13 protein-coding genes, 5 tRNA genes and 1 pseudogene are annotated in these 16,576 nt (G+C 69.6%); 9 read left to right on the forward strand and 10 right to left on the reverse strand.

From position 1 onward, the window contains the following. Positions 1-161: 161 nt before the first annotated feature. A pseudogene (locus ACFVXA_RS21095) lies at positions 162-652 on the reverse strand (DUF4188 domain-containing protein). An 80-nt stretch (positions 653-732) separates the two neighbouring features. Here ACFVXA_RS21095 and ACFVXA_RS21100 point away from each other — a divergent pair. Continuing rightward, positions 733-1,377, forward strand: coding sequence for a MerR family transcriptional regulator (locus ACFVXA_RS21100; protein WP_362032179.1), 645 nt, complete (start codon positions 733-735; stop codon positions 1,375-1,377). A 203-nt stretch (positions 1,378-1,580) separates the two neighbouring features. Here ACFVXA_RS21100 and ACFVXA_RS21105 read toward each other — a convergent pair. The 9 genes from ACFVXA_RS21105 to ACFVXA_RS21145 form a co-directional block, all read right to left on the reverse strand. After that, a tRNA-Glu gene (locus tag ACFVXA_RS21105) sits at positions 1,581-1,653 on the reverse strand. 28 nt (positions 1,654-1,681) lie between these two features. Then, a tRNA-Gln gene (locus ACFVXA_RS21110) sits at positions 1,682-1,753 on the reverse strand. A 21-nt stretch (positions 1,754-1,774) separates the two neighbouring features. Continuing rightward, positions 1,775-1,847, reverse strand: a tRNA-Glu gene (locus tag ACFVXA_RS21115). A 62-nt stretch (positions 1,848-1,909) separates the two neighbouring features. Beyond that, positions 1,910-1,982: transfer RNA gene (locus ACFVXA_RS21120), tRNA-Glu, on the reverse strand. Positions 1,983-2,024: 42 nt separating this feature from the next. Next, positions 2,025-2,096: transfer RNA gene (locus tag ACFVXA_RS21125), tRNA-Gln, on the reverse strand. A 91-nt stretch (positions 2,097-2,187) separates the two neighbouring features. Further along, a complete protein-coding gene (locus ACFVXA_RS21130; RefSeq protein ID WP_390025987.1) occupies positions 2,188-2,922 on the reverse strand; it encodes an HAD family hydrolase in 735 nt (244 codons plus the stop codon). Between the two features lie 133 nt (positions 2,923-3,055). After that, complete coding sequence (gltX, locus tag ACFVXA_RS21135) at positions 3,056-4,564, reverse strand: glutamate--tRNA ligase (RefSeq protein ID WP_362032184.1); 1,509 nt, start codon at positions 4,562-4,564, stop codon at positions 3,056-3,058. Next, entirely contained in the window at positions 4,557-5,333 is a 777-nt protein-coding gene (locus ACFVXA_RS21140) for a fumarylacetoacetate hydrolase family protein (RefSeq protein WP_362032187.1), read from the reverse strand. Before ACFVXA_RS21140 ends, gltX begins: the two co-directional genes overlap by 8 nt. 148 nt (positions 5,334-5,481) lie before the next feature. After that, a complete protein-coding gene (locus tag ACFVXA_RS21145; RefSeq protein ID WP_362032190.1) occupies positions 5,482-5,670 on the reverse strand; it encodes a hypothetical protein in 189 nt (62 codons plus the stop codon). Positions 5,671-6,266: 596 nt separating this feature from the next. On the opposite strand from ACFVXA_RS21145, the gene ACFVXA_RS21150 reads away from it, so the two are divergent. The 8 genes from ACFVXA_RS21150 to ACFVXA_RS21185 all read left to right on the forward strand — a co-directional run. Then, a complete protein-coding gene (locus tag ACFVXA_RS21150) occupies positions 6,267-10,019 on the forward strand; it encodes a nitrate- and nitrite sensing domain-containing protein (RefSeq protein WP_390025989.1) in 3,753 nt (1,250 codons plus the stop codon). A gap of 9 nt (positions 10,020-10,028) precedes the next feature. Further along, positions 10,029-10,442: a roadblock/LC7 domain-containing protein gene (locus ACFVXA_RS21155; protein ID WP_362032195.1), complete on the forward strand. Its 414-nt coding sequence runs from the start codon at positions 10,029-10,031 to the stop codon at positions 10,440-10,442. A 111-nt stretch (positions 10,443-10,553) separates the two neighbouring features. Next, a complete protein-coding gene (locus ACFVXA_RS21160; protein ID WP_095936861.1) occupies positions 10,554-10,952 on the forward strand; it encodes a DUF742 domain-containing protein in 399 nt (132 codons plus the stop codon). After that, complete coding sequence (locus ACFVXA_RS21165; protein WP_028802395.1) at positions 10,933-11,508, forward strand: ATP/GTP-binding protein; 576 nt, start codon at positions 10,933-10,935, stop codon at positions 11,506-11,508. Before ACFVXA_RS21160 ends, ACFVXA_RS21165 begins: the two co-directional genes overlap by 20 nt. Positions 11,509-11,858: 350 nt before the next feature. Next, positions 11,859-15,122: a nitrate- and nitrite sensing domain-containing protein gene (locus ACFVXA_RS21170; protein WP_389749071.1), complete on the forward strand. Its 3,264-nt coding sequence runs from the start codon at positions 11,859-11,861 to the stop codon at positions 15,120-15,122. A gap of 10 nt (positions 15,123-15,132) precedes the next feature. Beyond that, positions 15,133-15,546 carry a roadblock/LC7 domain-containing protein gene (locus ACFVXA_RS21175; protein WP_005479603.1) on the forward strand — a complete coding sequence of 138 codons (414 nt, stop codon included), beginning with the start codon at positions 15,133-15,135 and terminating at the stop codon, positions 15,544-15,546. 94 nt (positions 15,547-15,640) lie between these two features. Next, positions 15,641-16,231 carry a DUF742 domain-containing protein gene (locus tag ACFVXA_RS21180; RefSeq protein WP_362032203.1) on the forward strand — a complete coding sequence of 197 codons (591 nt, stop codon included), beginning with the start codon at positions 15,641-15,643 and terminating at the stop codon, positions 16,229-16,231. After that, positions 16,212-16,576, forward strand: a 365-nt coding sequence (locus ACFVXA_RS21185; protein ID WP_383740246.1) for an ATP/GTP-binding protein, incomplete at its 3' end; no start/stop codon positions are given. The genes ACFVXA_RS21180 and ACFVXA_RS21185, both read left to right, overlap by 20 nt.

Below are 16,576 nucleotides of genomic sequence, written 5' to 3' on the forward strand. Positions count from 1 at the left end.
TCGTACGCCGGCGGATCGTGCTCGTCAGGGGACCGGCCGGCCTCAACGCCGCGGCAGGCCTTCCCGGAAGTCGAGAACGTGACAGGGCGGACACGCGACGCGTCACGTGAGCGGGGTGTGCCGGCCCCCGAGACCCCGGCACACCTCCGCCCCCTCCCCCTTCAGCGATGCGCCAGCCTGTCCGCGGCGCGCCGGCCGCGCCGCTCGACGGGCAGCACACCGGTGGCCTTCGCGAGTCCGAAGGGCGGCATGTCGGCGTAGATGGACTCGTACGAGCCCTTGGGCGTGATGTACGCCTCGTGCCAGATCCCCACGTGTCGGCGCGTCTTACCTGCCCGCTCCTTGCGGTTGATGATCGCCCACACCTTGTGGTGGAACATGTCGGGCGCCGCCGCGTACGCGTAGAGCTTCTCCTTGGACTCCCAGTACTGGACGACGTAGTACGTCCGTGGGGAGGCGGTGAGGAGGACATGTCCGAGCAGGCCGCGGCTCCTGTCCCTGGACAGCTCGCGGAGCATCCGTGGCATGGCCAGCAGCACCGGGACCCACTGTGCACCGCCCAGAAGTGGTTGATGCGCATCCCGATCAGCAGCACCACGGCGTCGCCGTCGGCTGCCGCGGTGGTACGGCCCGCGATGGGCTTGGCGAACATGACTGCCCCCTTCTTGGATAACCGCGCTATCCAAGAGTCGATGCTTAGATAGTGCCCGTATCCAACGAGAGGCGCAAGAGATGCGGCTGGCGGCACTGAGCGAGCGCAGCGGTGTGCCCATCGCGACGATCAAGTACTACCTGCGCGAAGGGCTGTTGGCGCCGGGCCGTCGGATCGGTGCGACCACGGCCGACTACGACGAGGGGCATCTGCGCCGGCTGCGCCTGGTGCGCGCGCTGATCCAGGACGGGCAGGTCCCGGTGGCGACCACCCGGGAGGTCCTCGGGCACATCGACGACGACTCCCTGGGGCGCACGATCCGGCTGGGCGCGGCTCTGTGGGCGCTGCCGCAGCCACCCGCGCCGAACGAGGACGACCCCGCCGTACAGGCCGCGCGTCGGGAGGTGGACCGCATGCTCCAGTCGCTGGGCTGGGAGACCGCACGGGAGTTGAGCACCCTCTCCCCCGTGCACCGCTCCCTGGTGGCGGCGGTGGCCACGCTCATCCGTCTCGGCTATCCCGTGGACGCCGAACTCATGGCGCCCTACGGCGAGTTGATGCACCAGGCGGCCGTCCGCGACCTGGACTACGTGGAGACGTTCCCGTCCGAGGAGGAGAAGGTGGAGGCGGCGGTCGTGGGCGCGGTTCTCTTCAAGCCGGTCCTGGAGGCGCTGCACCGGCTGGCCCAGGAGGAGGAGTCGGCGCGGCGGTACGGCATCGAGTGAGGGGTCGTACGGCGGGGCGCGGGCGGATCTCGTACGAGCGCGGCGGGGCGGTCGTACGGGCGCGGCGGGGCGGTCGTACGGGCGCGGCGGGGCGGTCGTACGGGCATGGAGTGCGCGCCGTCGACGGCCGCGGGCCGGGCCGGGCCGGGCCGGGCCGGGAACGCCGATGGGCCCCCACCGAAGTGGAGGCCCATCGAATCGCGTACCCCCGACCGGATTCGAACCGGCGCTACCGCCTTGAGAGGGCGGCGTGCTAGGCCGCTACACAACGGGGGCCTGGATCTTGCGTTTCCGCAGACCCGAGCTGGTCTACCAGGACTCGAACCTAGACTAACTGAACCAGAATCAGTCGTGCTGCCAATTACACCATAGACCAATGTGGTTTAGACCAACTGCGTACCCCCGACCGGATTCGAACCGGCGCTACCGCCTTGAGAGGGCGGCGTGCTAGGCCGCTACACAACGGGGGCCCTAGCGATCCTGCACGAGAGACAGTGGGTGCGACCCGGACTGCTTCCCTGGGAAGGATCTGTACCCCCGACCGGATTCGAACCGGCGCTACTGCCTTGAGAGGGCAGCGTGCTAGGCCGCTACACAACGGGGGCGTTGCGGAATTGATCTCCGCGTGTGCAGATGCGCTCTGCGAGCTGGCCTACCAGGACTCGAACCTAGACTAACTGAACCAGAATCAGTCGTGCTGCCAATTACACCATAGGCCACTGAAACACAACCCCCTGTGGGGATCTTGTTTTAGCTTGCGCCTCCGGTTACCGGCCTTTCGGCCCGCTCTCCGGCGGCGCAGGAAGAACATTACCTGAAGGTGGACGGCGCTCCAAAACGGGTATCCGCGCCGAGGATCGCGGGGAGTTCGGCCAGCGAGGCGATCCGGTGCGGGCCGGCCGGTCCGCCGTCGTGGCCGGTGTGAGCGCCGCCACGATCGATCCAGACGGAGAGCAGACCCGCGTCGGCGGCGCCCCGCCCGTCGATCTCCGGGTGGTCGCCGACGTACGCGACCTCGCGCGGCGGCAGGCCGAGGGCCCGGCAGGCGGCGTGGAAGGCCGCCGCGGCGGGCTTGGAGACGCCGAGCTCAGCCGCGCACAGGACCGCCTCGAAGCGCTCGCGCACGCCGAGAACGCGCAGTTTGCCGTCCTGGACGCGCAGGCTGGAGTTGGACAGGACCGCGTGCCGGTGGCTGGCGGCGAGTGCGTCCAGCGCGGGCAGCACGTCCGGGAAGAGGGCCCAGGCGGCTTCGTAGTGGGCGACGTACCGGTCGAACCAGGCGTCGGCCTCGGCGTCGCTCAGCGACTTTCCCAGGAACACCCTGACCCGCTGCCGGCGCTGGCCCTGCCAGTCCGTCTCCCCCGCCGAGAACCGCGCCCACTGCTGGTCGGTGATCTCCCGCCAGCGCACGAGGGCGTCCTCGACGGACTCGTAGGCGTCCAGCAGCCCCTCGGCCGCCAGATGCCCCCGCATCCCGGCCCGGTCCGCGGCCGTGTAGTCGAAGATCGTGTCGTCGATGTCCCAGACCACGGCCTTGATGCTCATGGAGCGACGGTAACTCCGGGCAAGGGCCGGTGTCCTCGGTCGCGGCAGGAACGGGACGCGGCCGACGGGACGCGCAAGGGGGCGGCGCCCGGAACCGGACACCGCCCCTTCGCTCAGTCGACCAGCCGTGCGGCTACAGCTTCGCCAGCGCCGCGTCGATGCGCGCCAGCGTCTTCTCCTTGCCCAGGATCTCCAGGGACTCGAAGAGCGGCAGGCCGACGGTGCGGCCGGTGACGGCGACGCGGACCGGGGCCTGCGCCTTGCCGAGCTTGAGACCGTGCTCCTCGCCGGCGGCCAGGACGGCTTCCTTGAGGGACTCCGGCGAAGACCAGTCGGCCGTCTCCAGCTTCTCGCGGGCCGTACGCAGCAGGGCGTCCGAGCCCTCCTTCATGGCCTTCGTCCAGGACGCCTCGTCGAAGACCGGCTCCGGCAGGAACAGGAAGTCGACGTTCTCGGTGATCTCGGAGAGGACCTTCAGGCGGGACTGCGCGTGCGGGGCGATCGCGTGCCACTTCGCCTCGTCGAAGTCCTCCGGCGCCCAGGTGGCGAACGGGGCCTTCAGCCAGGGGGCGCAGCGCTCCGTGAAGTCCTTCACGTCGAGCAGGCGGATGTGATCGGCGTTGATGGCTTCGCACTTCTTGAGGTCGAAGCGGGCCGGGTTCGGGTTCACGTCCACGATGTCGAAGGCGGCGACCATCTCCTCGACGGTGAAGATGTCGCGGTCCGCCGAGAGCGACCAGCCAAGGAGCGAGAGGTAGTTGAGCAGGCCCTCGGGGAGGAAACCGCGCTCCCTGTAGAGGTTGAGCGAGGACTGCGGGTCGCGCTTGGAGAGCTTCTTGTTGCCCTCGCCCATGACGTACGGGAGGTGGCCGAAAGCGGGGGTCCCCTTGGCGATGCCCAGCTCGGTCAGCGCCTTGTAGAGGGCGATCTGCCGCGGGGTGGAGGACAGCAGGTCCTCGCCGCGCAGGACGTGGCTGATCTCCATCAGGGCGTCGTCGACCGGGTTCACGAGCGTGTAGAGCGGGGCTCCGTTGGCTCGTACGATCCCGTAGTCCGGGACGTTCTCCGGGAGGTACGTGATCTCGCCACGGACCAGGTCCGTGAAGGTGATCGCCTCGTCGGGCATCCGGAAGCGGACGATGGGTTCCCGGCCCTCGGCCTCGTACGCGGCCTTCTGCTCGGCGCTCAGGTCGCGGCAGTGGCCGTCGTAGCCGGAGGGCTTGCCGGCGGCGCGGGCGGCGTCGCGGCGGGCGTCCAGCTCCTCGGTGGAGCAGTAGCAGTGGTACGCGTGACCGGCGTCCAGGAGCTTGCGCGCGACGTCCTGGTAGATGTCCATGCGCTGCGACTGGCGGTACGGCGCGTGGGGGCCGCCGACCTCGGGGCCCTCCTCCCAGTCGAAGCCCAGCCAGCGCAGCGAGTCCAGGAGCTGCTGGTACGACTCCTCGGAGTCGCGGGCCGCGTCGGTGTCCTCGATACGGAAGACGAACGTGCCGCCGGTGTGGCGGGCGTAGGCCCAGTTGAACAGGGCCGTACGGACCAGGCCCACGTGGGGGTTGCCGGTCGGGGACGGACAGAAACGTACGCGTGGGGGCACCCCCTGTCCGAGCGGAGTCGAGGACTTGGGGGAGTTCGCGTTAGCCACGCTTGATCACCTTGTTGGTGAGAGTGCCGATGCCTTCGATGGTGACGGCGACCTCGTCGCCGACGTTCAGGGGGCCGACCCCAGCCGGGGTGCCGGTGAGGATCACGTCGCCGGGGAGCAGCGTCATGGCCTCGGTGATGTTGACGATCAGATCCTCGATGGAGTGGATCATCTCGCTGGTGCGGCCGAGCTGGCGCTGTTGCCCGTTGACCGTGAGCTGGATGGTGAGGTCGCTCGGGTCGAGGTCCGTCTCCACCCAGGGGCCGAGCGGGCAGGAGGAGTCGAAGCCCTTGGCCCGGGCCCACTGCTTCTCGCGCTTCTGGACGTCGCGCGCGGTGATGTCGTTGGCACAGGTGTAGCCGAGGATGACGTCCTTGACGCGCTCACGCGGGACCTCGCGGCACATGCGGCCGATGACGACCGCCAGCTCGGCCTCGTGGTGCAGTTCGTTCGAGAAGGACGGGTACTGGATGTCGTCGCCGGGGCCGATCACCGAGGTCGACGGCTTGAAGAAGGCGAACGGGGCGTCGGGCACCTCGTTGCCGAGCTCTTTCGCGTGCTCCGCGTAGTTGCGGCCGAAGGCCACGACCTTGTTGGGGAGCACCGGCGGGAGCAGCCGGACCTTGTTCAGCGGGACCTTCGTACCGGAGAGCTCGAAGTCCGCGAACGGGATGCCCTTGATGATGTCGAGGACGAGCTCGTCCGGCTTGTCGCCCTCGACCGCGCCGAAAGCGACGTTGCCGTCGATGGAGAACCTGGCGATGCGCACGGGATCCTTGCGCCCCTCACTGAGCTGGCTGGAGTCTGACGCTCCAGGCTAACGCGGGGAGGGGTGCGAGCTTCGCGTATATCCCCCGGCACGGTGAGTGTGGGGTGGAGTGGGTGCGTATCGCTCAGCGACGGAAGCCGTGTCCGTGCTACTCCGCGACGGCGGCCGCCACCGGGGCTTCCATCAGGATGGTGCGGCGGGGGTTGGCGGTCTGGGTGGGGAGGTCGATCGAGTGCTCCGGCTGCTCCGGCGTCCGCAGCACGTCGGCGTCCTCGAGGTGCGCCAGCGTCGTGCGTCGCGGGTTGGCTATGTTGCGGAACATCATCGTCGTCTTCACTGTTGTACTCGACCTTGTCGTCGTGGGCGCCGGGTGGGCTCAAGGGCCCACGAGTCGGCGCGGGTTGTCGGATTCGCCATCCCTGTAAAGCGTCAGGCTAAACATGCAATTCCCGGGGCAAGACGTGAAGACGCCATGATCGCCATGTGAGTTTCCTCACTTACTAGCAGGCAAACCGGTCATTTCAGACCCCCAACTACGCCCGGCCAAACGGACATTGCGCCACTGAAGCAAACATTCCGCTCCTGATCATGGCGACTGGGACACCCCGCACACCCCAACACCTCGCCCCTTTACGCCCGTTATGTACGAGATCGCTTTGCACGTCTCGTGACGCGCCACTCACAAGCTGTCACGGAGGTCACAGCCTGGTACTCGGGCCTTGTTGGAGATCCGGCACTGTGCTGGAATTCCACGGACCGCCGCGGAATCGAACCGGCGCGCTGGGGCGCAACGCAGCGCCGAGTGGCGGCGGGAAGGGGGGACCTGCGCCGGTCACTCACGACCACCAGGGGGCGCATCTGCGCCCCTGTACGACGCCGACACCGTCCCACCGTTCTCGCGGAGGGGCGCCTGGTCCAGAGGTTGCGACGCTAGTGCAGGGACGTTTCAAGAGGGATGGCAGCGCTTCGGCGGAGCCGGAGCCGCACGGCGGGACCGACCGCGGTTCCTCGCCCCAGCACGCCCAGAACCCGGGATCGGCCGAGACCGGCGGCGGCGGTGCACACTCCGCCCGCGCCGGCGCGAAGGCCAAGGCCGCACCGGCCGCGAAGCCGAAGAGCGCCACGGGCCCCGGCTCGCGCGTAGCCCTGCGCAACTGGCGCATCTCCACGCGTCTGGTCTCGCTGCTCGCGCTCCCCGTGGTCGCCGCGACCTCGCTCGGCGCGCTGCGCATCAACCAGTCGATGGACTCCATCCAGCAGCTCGACAACATGAAGCTGCTGACCGACATGACCAAGCAGGCGACCGAGCTCGCCGCCGCGCTCCAGAAGGAGCGCGACCAGTCGGCCGGCCCGCTGGCGCACGGCGCCCCGGCCACCGACTACACGGTCAAGGGAGTCCGCGACGCGACGGACGTCGCCAAGAAGAACTTCCTCCAGGGCACCCAGGAGATCGAGGACGCGAGCGCGAGCGGTCAGCTCTCCGGCGTCCGGGACAGCCTGGTCGGCATCGCGGGCGAGCTGTACAAGCTCAGCTCCATCCGCAGCGACGCCTACAACGACCCGAAGAACTCGACGCAGACGGTCGAGGCCTACCACCGCCTGGTGACCCAGCTCCTCGCGCTCTCGCAGGACATGGCCGAGGCCACCAGCAACCCGGAGATGATCCAGCGCACCCGCGCGCTGTCCGCCTTCTCCTCCGCCAAGGAGTACGCCTCCGTCCAGCGCGCCGTCATCGCCGCCGCGCTGCCGGAGAACAAGTCGACGTACGGCACGCTGTCGGAGAACGACCGGCAGTACGCGCTCTCCGCGCAGGAGAGCCAGGAGTCCGAGCTCAACGGCTTCAAGAACATCTACGGCAACGGCGTCACCGATCTCCTCAAGCCCATCGAGAGCGGCAACCCGACCATCAAGCAGGCCGACCTCTACGCGACGCGCGTGCTGGCCGGTACCGAGGGTCTCAAGACGCAGACCAAGCGCTCGTACAAGGACTGGGTCGACGACGACTCCGCCAAGATCGAGCAGATGTCGAAGATCGAGACCACGCTGCTCGGCCAGATGGAGCAGAAGGCCCGTGAGCTGCGCAGCCAGTCCGAGAGCGAAGCGATCATCTCGGGTGCGCTGATCCTCCTCGTCCTCGGTGTCTCGCTGGTCGGCGCCTTCGTGGTGGCCCGCTCCATGATCCGCTCGCTGCGCCGCCTCCAGGACACCGCGACCAAGGTCGCCCAGGACCGTCTGCCGGAGCTGGTCAAGCAGCTGTCGGAGTCGGACCCGCAGGACGTCGACACCTCCGTCGAGTCGGTCGGTGTGCACTCCCGGGACGAGATCGGCCAGGTGGCCGCGGCCTTCGACGACGTGCACCGCGAGGCCGTACGACTCGCCGCCGAGCAGGCCCTTCTCCGGGGCAACGTCAACGCGATGTTCACCAACCTCTCGCGCCGCTCCCAGGGCCTCATCCAGCGTCAGCTCTCGCTCATCTCCGAGCTGGAGTCCCGCGAGGCCGACCCGGACCAGCTGTCCTCGCTGTTCAAGCTCGACCACCTCGCGACCCGCATGCGCCGTAACGGTGAGAACCTCCTCGTCCTCGCCGGTGAAGAGCCCGGCCGCCGCTGGACCCGTCCGGTCCCGCTGGTCGACGTGCTCCGCGCCGCCGCCTCCGAGGTGGAGCAGTACGAGCGCATCGAGCTGGCCTCCGTGCCGACCACCGAAGTGGCCGGCCGGGTCGTCAACGACCTCGTGCACCTGCTCGCCGAGCTGCTCGAGAACGCGACCTCCTTCTCCTCGCCGCAGACCAAGGTCAAGGTCACCGGTCACGCGCTGCCCGACGGCCGCGTGCTGATCGAGATCCACGACACCGGCATCGGCCTGTCGCCCGAGGACCTCGCGGCGATCAACGAGCGGCTCGCCTCGCCGCCCACCGTGGACGTCTCGGTCTCCCGGCGCATGGGCCTCTTCGTGGTCGGTCGTCTGTCGCAGCGCCACGGCATCCGCATCCAGCTGCGTCCGTCCGACTCCGGTGGTACGACCGCGCTGGTCATGCTCCCCGTCGATGTCGCCCAGGGCGGCAAGAAGGCTCCGGGCAAGCCGGGCCAGGGTGCCCCGGGCACCGGTGGTCCGGCCGCCGCGCAGGCCTCGGCCGGTGTCGCCGCGGCCCGTCGCGGCAACGGCTCGACAGGCGGTCCCTCGCTCGGTGCCGGTGCCCCCGCGGGTAGCGCCGGACGGATAGGCGCCCCGCCGCAGCGCGGGCAGGTCGGCGCGGGCCAGGGCCCGCGGGCCGCACTGCCCGGCAGCAACCCGGGCGGTCCCTCGCTGCCGGGCGGCAACCAGGGCGGTCGTCCGGGTGCTCCGGGCGGAGCGCGTGGCCCCCAGGGTCCGGGCAACAACCCGCAGCAGGGCAGGCCGGCCCCGGCCGGTGCCGGCGCCGGTGCCTTCGGGCAGAACACGCCGGGCGCCCCGCAGGGTCTGCAGGCCGCCGGGACCGGTGCGCCGCAGGGCTTCGGCGACGGACCCGGCACGCGTCAGGGCGGGTTCGGCGACGGACCCGGCGCGGGCCGTGGCGGATCCGGTACGCGTCAGAGCGGCTTCGCCGACAGCGGCCCCGCGGCCACTGCGCCCAAGCAGCCGTCCGGCGGCAAGGGCAGTCGTCGCCGGCCGCAGCTTCCCGGCCGCGGCGGTCCGCGCGCCGAGCTGCCCGGTGGCAACCCGCAGCCGCGTACGCCGAGCTGGAGCGACGACAACGCGCAGCCGCCCGTGCCGCGCGCGTCCCTCGACACCCCGCGTGGCCACGAGGAGCCGGACGCCACCTCGCGCATACCGCGGATCGACGACCGGCAGGGCCCGGGCTCCACGTCCGAGTTCGCCCGCCCCGACTTCGACGCCCCGCGCCCCGGTGCGGGAGTGCCGCAGCACAACGGCCAGAACTCCGGGCAGTTCGTCCGCCCGGACGTGTTCGGCCCGTCCAGCCCGTCCACCACGGGCCAGTTCGCCACCCCGGGCTACGGTGCCTCCCAGGACCCGTCGTCCACCGGCCAGTTCGCCACCCCCGGAAACGGCAACGGCCAGGACTCCTCGTCCACCGGCCAGTTCGCCACCCCGGGGTACGGCAACGGTCAGAACCCGTCGTCCACCGGCCAGTTCGAACGGCCGGGGACCTCGCAGCGCCCGCAGCAGCGGCCCGTACGTCCCCAGGAGCCCGAGGCGCTGCCGCCGGCGGGCCCCGGCGACGGACGTACGCCGCTGTACGACACGCTGGAGACCAACTGGTTCCACGGTCAGGCGAACGGCGCTCCCACCAACGGTGCTCAGAACAACGGTTCCCAGGGTGCTCCGCAGGCCGCGCAGCAGCAGCCGCAGGCTCCCTCGGCTCCGCAGCGGCCGGCTGCCGCACCGGCCCCTGCCTCATGGCGCACCTCGCCGAACGACGACCTCGTCCGGCAGGCAGAACGCGTCCGTCAACCGTCGGCGGGCGGGGTCACCACCTCCGGCCTGCCGCGCCGCGTCCCGCGAGCCAACCTCGTCGCGGGCACGGCACAGCAGCAACAGCACCAAAGCGGTCCGCAGGTCTCGCGTGCGCCCGATGACGTACGCGGTCGGCTGACCAATCTCCGTAGGGGCATTCAGCAGGGTCGACAGGCCGGTACCGGCCAGACCGGCAGCTTCCCCAGCCCCACTCACCAGCAGGAGCGTTAGTTGAGCCCGATGAGCCAGGCGGCACAGAACCTGAACTGGTTGATCACCAACTTCGTGGACAACACCCCCGGGGTGTCCCACACCGTCGTCGTGTCCGCCGACGGACTCCTTCTGGCGATGTCCGAAGGCTTCCCCCGTGACCGCGCCGACCAGCTCGCGGCCGTCGCTTCCGGGCTCACCTCACTGACGGCCGGGGCCTCCCGGATCTTCGAGGGTGGCCCGGTGGCACAGACGGTCGTGGAGATGGAGCGCGGCTTCCTCTTCCTGATGTCCGTCTCGGACGGATCGTCCCTTGCGGTCCTCTCCCACCCGGAATGCGACATCGGCCTTGTCGGCTACGAGATGGCGCTGCTCGTCGACCGCGCGGGCGCAGTGCTCACGCCGGACCTGCGCGCCGAACTGCAGGGAAGTCTGCTCCACTGACGCCCCTGGGTTCTACCCACAGCACGAAATCACCGTCCGGCCGCCACAATCCCCCCACCGGCCCCAACAGACGGCACGACTGACCGACTTGCTGTCCCGCCCGGAGGATTCATGACCCCGCCCACCGCCTCTCATGATCCGTACGCACAGCCGTACGAGGATGAGGGCGACCAGCCGCTGGTACGTCCGTACGCGATGACCGGCGGCCGGACCCGGCCGCGCTACCAGCTCGCCATCGAGGCTCTGATCAGCACCACGGCCGACCCGGCGCAGCTGATGGGGCTGCTCCCCGAGCACCAGCGGATCTGCCACCTCTGCCGAGAGGTCAAGTCGGTGGCCGAGGTGTCGGCCCTCCTGTCCATGCCGCTCGGTGTGGCCAGGATCCTCGTCGCGGACCTCGCGGAGGCCGGACTCGTCGCCATCCACCAGCCGGGCGGCGACGAGAACAACGGCGGCGCGCCGGACGTGACTTTGCTCGAAAGGGTGCTCAGTGGACTTCGCAAGCTCTGACGGAGGCCGGGCGACCACCTCCGCGAAGATCGTCGTGGCGGGTGGCTTCGGCGTCGGCAAGACCACGTTCGTGGGCGCCGTCTCCGAGATCAACCCGCTGCGCACCGAGGCCGTCATGACGTCCGCCTCCGCGGGCATCGACGACCTCACCCACACCGGGGACAAGACCACCACCACGGTGGCCATGGACTTCGGCCGCATCACCCTCGACCAGGACCTGATCCTGTACCTCTTCGGTACGCCGGGTCAGGACCGCTTCTGGTTCATGTGGGACGACCTGGTCCGCGGCGCGATCGGCGCCGTCGTCCTGGTGGACACCCGCCGTCTCGCCGACTGCTTCCCCGCGGTCGACTACTTCGAGAACTCCGGTCTGCCGTTCGTCATCGCCCTCAACGGCTTCGACGGGCACCAGCCCTACAACCCCGAAGAGGTCCGCGAGGCGCTGCAGATCGGTCCGGACGCTCCGATCATCACGACGGACGCCCGGCACCGTGCGGATGCGAAGAGCGCGCTGATCACGCTGGTCGAGCACGCGCTCATGGCACGGCTGCGGTAGTAGCCAAGTCGACAGTTCCGTAAGGCAGTTGTCGTAGACGCATTGGAGCCGGCTGTGTCGTTTGACACGGTCGGCCACAGTGTTCATAACGTTTCGACAGAGAATTTCACTGGCGCCGACACGCATCGCGGTCACCCGGTACCGCTGCGCTCACAAAAGCCCCGCCTTTTGGCGGGGCTCGCTCTTTATGACCGTTTTATCTGGCGCTGGTGCCACTCGGAATCATCGGTTCCGAGTGTTTGGAAGGGCGCCGCCTGACGTGCTGGAATGCGCTGAACTGCCCAGTAGTCAAGGGCGCTGGAGATACCGCGGCACAACGTAGGTGCCGACGCCGAGAGGTTGTTGGTCGAGTGAGGCGAAGCAAGAACGGTCCCGAGCCGTCGGCACGGGGCAACTTCACCCCGCCGCCGCGCGGAGCGGCGCCCGCACAAGTGCCCGGCCCGGAGCCCACGGCGGCGCCCGCGCCGAGCGGCGGTCGTTTCTCCCCGCGCAACTGGCGCGTGCCGACCAGGCTGAACGCGATCCTGCTCATACCCGTGATGGTCGGCCTTGTCATGGGCGGCTTCCAGGTGAAGAGCTCGATCGACACCTGGAAGGAAGCCCAGGACGCGGAGAAGACGGCGCGTCTGGTGCAGGCCGCCCTGAACTACGGCGACAAGCTGTTCGTCGAGCGTGACGTCACCGCGGCCCCGCTGCTGAAGGGCAGCGCCCAGACCGCCAAGGACAAGGCCACCGTCACCGCGGTCCGCAAGGACACGGACGCGGCCGCCGACGCCTTCGACGTGGCCGCCCAGAGCATGCCGAAGAAGGCGGGTCTGGAGCGGCGCCTCGCCGTCTTCCGCAAGGTCGAGCCGGGCCTCGACTCCCTGCGCAAGGTCGCGTACACCTCCAGGCTCACCGGCGTGCAGACCGAGGAGAGCTACCTCCAGATCCAGCACCCGCTGATGGAGTTCGCCAACGAGCTCGGTCTGGGCACCGGAAACATCACCAGCTACGGCCGTACGGTCTACGCGATCTCGCTGTCCAAGGCCGCGCTGTCGCTGGAGCGGTCCATCGGCATGCACATGCTGATCAAGCCCGGCCCTGGCGCCGGCAGCCTCGCCAGCCAGCGCGTCGCGCTCTCCTCGTACGCCTACCTCGAGGGCATCGCCATCGAGGAGTACATCGGTGGTGGCACCGAGGCCGACGCGGCCAAGCTCGACACCGCCAAGAAGCAGATCAAGACGGACCTCACGGCTCAGGCCACGCAGGCAGCCGCTGCCGCCGCGGCCCAGAACCAGACCTATGTGCCGCCGCCGTCGGACACCACCAAGATGGTCTCGGCCCTCGCGACGCTCCCCTCCCCGCAGCAGAGCGCCCTCGACGGGCTCGCCACCAAGGGCATCACCGCGCAGAACTGGTGGGCGGTCAACACCGCCAAGTACAACGCCTACCGCCAGATCGAATCGGACCTCGCCGACAAGGCGGTGGCCGAGGCCGCGGACATCTCCAACAGCGCCAAGACCGACGCGTTCATCACCGGCGCCGTCGTCGTCGTCGCCCTGCTCGCCGCGTTCATCCTGGCCGGCATGGTGGCGCGCCAGATGAGCCGCGCGATGCGCCAGCTGCGCAACGCGGCCTTCAGCGTCGCCGAGCAGCGCCTGCCGATGCTCGTCGACCAGCTCTCGCGCACCGACCCGGGCCGCGTCGACACCCGCGTGCAGCCCATCCCGATCAACACCACGGACGAGATCGGCGAAGTCGCCCGCGCCTTCGACCAGGTCCACCGCGAGGCCGTACGACTGGCCGCCGAGCAGGCCCTCCTGCGGGGCAACATCAACGCGATCTTCACCAACCTCTCGCGCCGCAACCAGTCGCTGATCGAGGGCCAGCTGACCCTCATCACCGACCTGGAGAACAACGAGGCCGACCCGGACCAGCTGGAGAACCTGTTCCGCCTGGACCACCTCGCGACCCGTATGCGCCGCAACGGCGAGAACCTCCTGGTGCTCGCGGGCGAGGAGCCGGGCCGCCGCTGGGACCAGCCGGTGCCCCTCGTGGACGTCCTGCGCGCCGCCTCCTCCGAGGTGGAGCAGTACGAGCGCATCGAGCTCTCCGGCGTCCCGGAGGCCGAGATCCACGGCCGCGCCGTGACCGACCTCGTGCACCTGCTCGCCGAGCTCCTGGAGAACGCCACCACGTTCTCCTCCCCGCAGACCAAAGTCCGCGTCACCGCGACCCGTCTGCCCGACGGCCGCATCATGGTCGAGATCCACGACAAGGGCATCGGCCTCACCGCCGAGGACTTCGCGGACATCAACCACAAGCTGGCCAACCCGCCGACCGTGGACGTCGCGATCTCGCAGCGCATGGGCCTGTTCGTGGTCGGCCGGCTGTCCGACCGGCACGGCATCCGCGTCCAGCTGCGCCCCTCGGGCGAGCAGGCCGGTACGACCTCACTGGTCATGCTGCCCGACGCGATCACCCACGGTGGTGGCGGCGAACAGCAGCCGCTGCGCGACGAGTTCACCGTCTCGCAGATCATCCCGGAGCAGCAGTCGTTCCAGGGCGAGGACTTCGGGGTCCAGCAGCAGCCGCTGCGCACCGCCGCGGAGCTCGGCTTCGACGACAGCCGCTACACCGAAGTCCCCGACGACATCCGCGAGTTGGATCCGGTGGGCCGCTCCCTGATGCGTGAGGAGCGCCGTGCGGCCCTGGAGGCCCAGGCGCAGGGCCAGGAGGCCATCGAGGGCCCGCAGGGCTACCGGGACGACTTCGACGGCCGCCAGCCCGGGTACGACGACGGACAGCCGTCCTACGACAGCCGTCCCGCGTACGACAACGGGCAGGCCGTGTACGAGGATCAGCAGGCGACGTACGACCAGCAGACTGCGTACGCCGATCCGCAGCAGGGGACGTACGACGAGACGTACTTCCCGTCCAACGGCGGCTACCCGGAGCCCGCTTATGCGGAGCCGGTCCAGGAGGAGCACTCGGGAGCCCGGGGCGCCGCCTCGGAGACGTTCTCGGCCTTCGAAGAGCCGTCCTACCAGGACGACTGGCCGCAGCAGGACGGGTATCAGGGCGGCTACCGCTCCGAGTACGCTCCCGAAGCGGAATCCTCGCAGGCCGCTGACGTGAGTGAGCAGGACCGCGTAGGCTTCACCCGTCCGGGACCGGCCCCCTCGGCCGCCCACGAGCTGACCGACGCCGGGCTGCCCCGCCGCGGATCCACCGGAGGCGGCAACGTCAACGGCAACGGCCGCCCCGTGGAGCAGAGGGAGCCGGCGGCGCCGGCGGCCACGGCTTCGGCCGCGGAGACCAACGGCGACTGGCGCTCGAACAACGACGACCGGTGGCAGCGCGCCGAGCAGCTCCGCAAGCCCAAGGCGGGCGGGGTCACCTCGTCCGGTCTGCCGCGGCGGGTGCCCAAGGCCAACCTGGTCGAGGGAACCGCGGAATCGACCCCCCAGGGCGGCCCCCAGGTCTCCCGCGCCCCCGAAGACGTCCGGGGCAGGCTGAGCAACCTGCGCCGGGGCGTGCAGCGGGGACGCAATGCAGGTAGTGACACGAACGGCCAGGCCACTAGGAATCAGCACAGTGGTCCTGACAGCACCTACAACCAGGAGCGTTAGTGTGAGCCCGATGAGCCAGGCGGCACAGAACCTGAACTGGTTGATCACCAACTTCGTGGACAACACCCCCGGGGTGTCCCACACGGTGGTGGTCTCCGCCGACGGACTCCTTCTGGCGATGTCCGAAGGCTTTCCCCGTGACCGCGCCGACCAGCTGGCGGCCGTCGCGTCCGGTCTGACCTCGTTGACCGCGGGAGCCTCCCGCATCTTCGAGGGAGGCAGTGTGAACCAGACGGTTGTGGAGATGGAGCGAGGATTCCTCTTCATCATGTCCGTTTCCGATGGTTCGTCGCTCGCCGTCCTCGCACACCCGGAGGCGGACATCGGTCTCATTGGGTACGAGATGGCGCTTCTGGTGGACCGAGCCGGTACGGTCCTGACCCCGGACCTTCGAGCAGAGCTCCAGGGGAGCCTTCTCAACTAACAGACAGACGGTGCGTCTTGGCGTCCCGGGGCCGTAAGGTTTCGGGACGCGGTCCCACAGTGATGGGTGCCCGGCACAGTCGGAGGAGGAGAAAGTGGCAACACCCCCAGGCGGTTCGTCTTCGGGCAACTGGTCGTACGGCCCCGGCCAGGGGCAGGGCGGCCAGGGTGACGGTTCGCAGAACCCGAACCGGTACAACTTCCCCTCCGCGCCCAGCCACCGGCGTCAGCCGTACGCACCCCAGGGTCCCGGCCCGTCGCCGTACGACCAGCCTCCGGCGCCGCGTATCCAGCCCGTGCAGCCGCAGCGACGCTCACCCGAGCCGTCGCCCGCGGGGGCGTCGAACAACCCCCTGGTGCGCCCGTACGCCATGACGGGCGGCCGCACCAGGCCCCGCTACCAGCTCGCCATCGAGGCACTGGTGCACACCACCGCGCAGCCGCACCAGATGCAGGGCCAGCTGCCCGAGCATCAGCGGATCTGCAACCTCTGCCGAGAGATCAAGTCGGTCGCCGAAATCTCGGCGCTGCTCACGATCCCCCTCGGCGTGGCCAGGATCCTCGTCGCCGACTTGGCGGAGGCGGGCCTGGTCGCCATCCATCAGCCCGGCGGCGACGAGAACGCCGGCGGCCAGCCAGACGTGACTTTGCTCGAAAGGGTGCTCAGTGGACTTCGCAAGCTCTAGCGGAGGGCCTTCCCGCTCCACCACGTCCGCGAAGATCGTGGTGGCGGGCGGCTTCGGCGTGGGCAAGACCACGTTCGTCGGCGCCGTCTCGGAGATCAACCCGCTGCGCACCGAGGCCGTCATGACGTCCGCTTCCGCGGGCATCGACGACCTCACGCACACCGGAGACAAGACGACGACCACCGTCGCCATGGACTTCGGCCGCATCACCCTGGACCAGGACCTGATCCTGTACCTGTTCGGCACTCCCGGTCAGGACCGCTTCTGGTTCATGTGGGACGACCTGGTCCGCGGCGCGATCGGCGCCGTCGTCCTGGTGGACACCCGCCGTCTCGCCGACTGCTT

The sequence above is a fragment of the Streptomyces sp. NPDC058246 genome, from assembly GCF_042881985.1.
GTDB lineage: Bacteria > Actinomycetota > Actinomycetes > Streptomycetales > Streptomycetaceae > Streptomyces.

Coding starts and splice junctions, on each gene's coding strand:
- ACFVXA_RS21155 (WP_362032195.1), top strand. CDS start 10,029: ATGAGCCAGGCGGCACAGAACCTGAACTGGTTGATCACCAACTTCGTG.
- ACFVXA_RS21160 (WP_095936861.1), top strand. CDS start 10,554: ATGACCCCGCCCACCGCCTCTCATGATCCGTACGCACAGCCGTACGAG.
- ACFVXA_RS21100 (WP_362032179.1), top strand. CDS start 733: ATGCGGCTGGCGGCACTGAGCGAGCGCAGCGGTGTGCCCATCGCGACG.
- ACFVXA_RS21175 (WP_005479603.1), top strand. CDS start 15,133: ATGAGCCAGGCGGCACAGAACCTGAACTGGTTGATCACCAACTTCGTG.
- ACFVXA_RS21130 (WP_390025987.1), bottom strand. CDS start 2,922: ATGAGCATCAAGGCCGTGGTCTGGGACATCGACGACACGATCTTCGAC.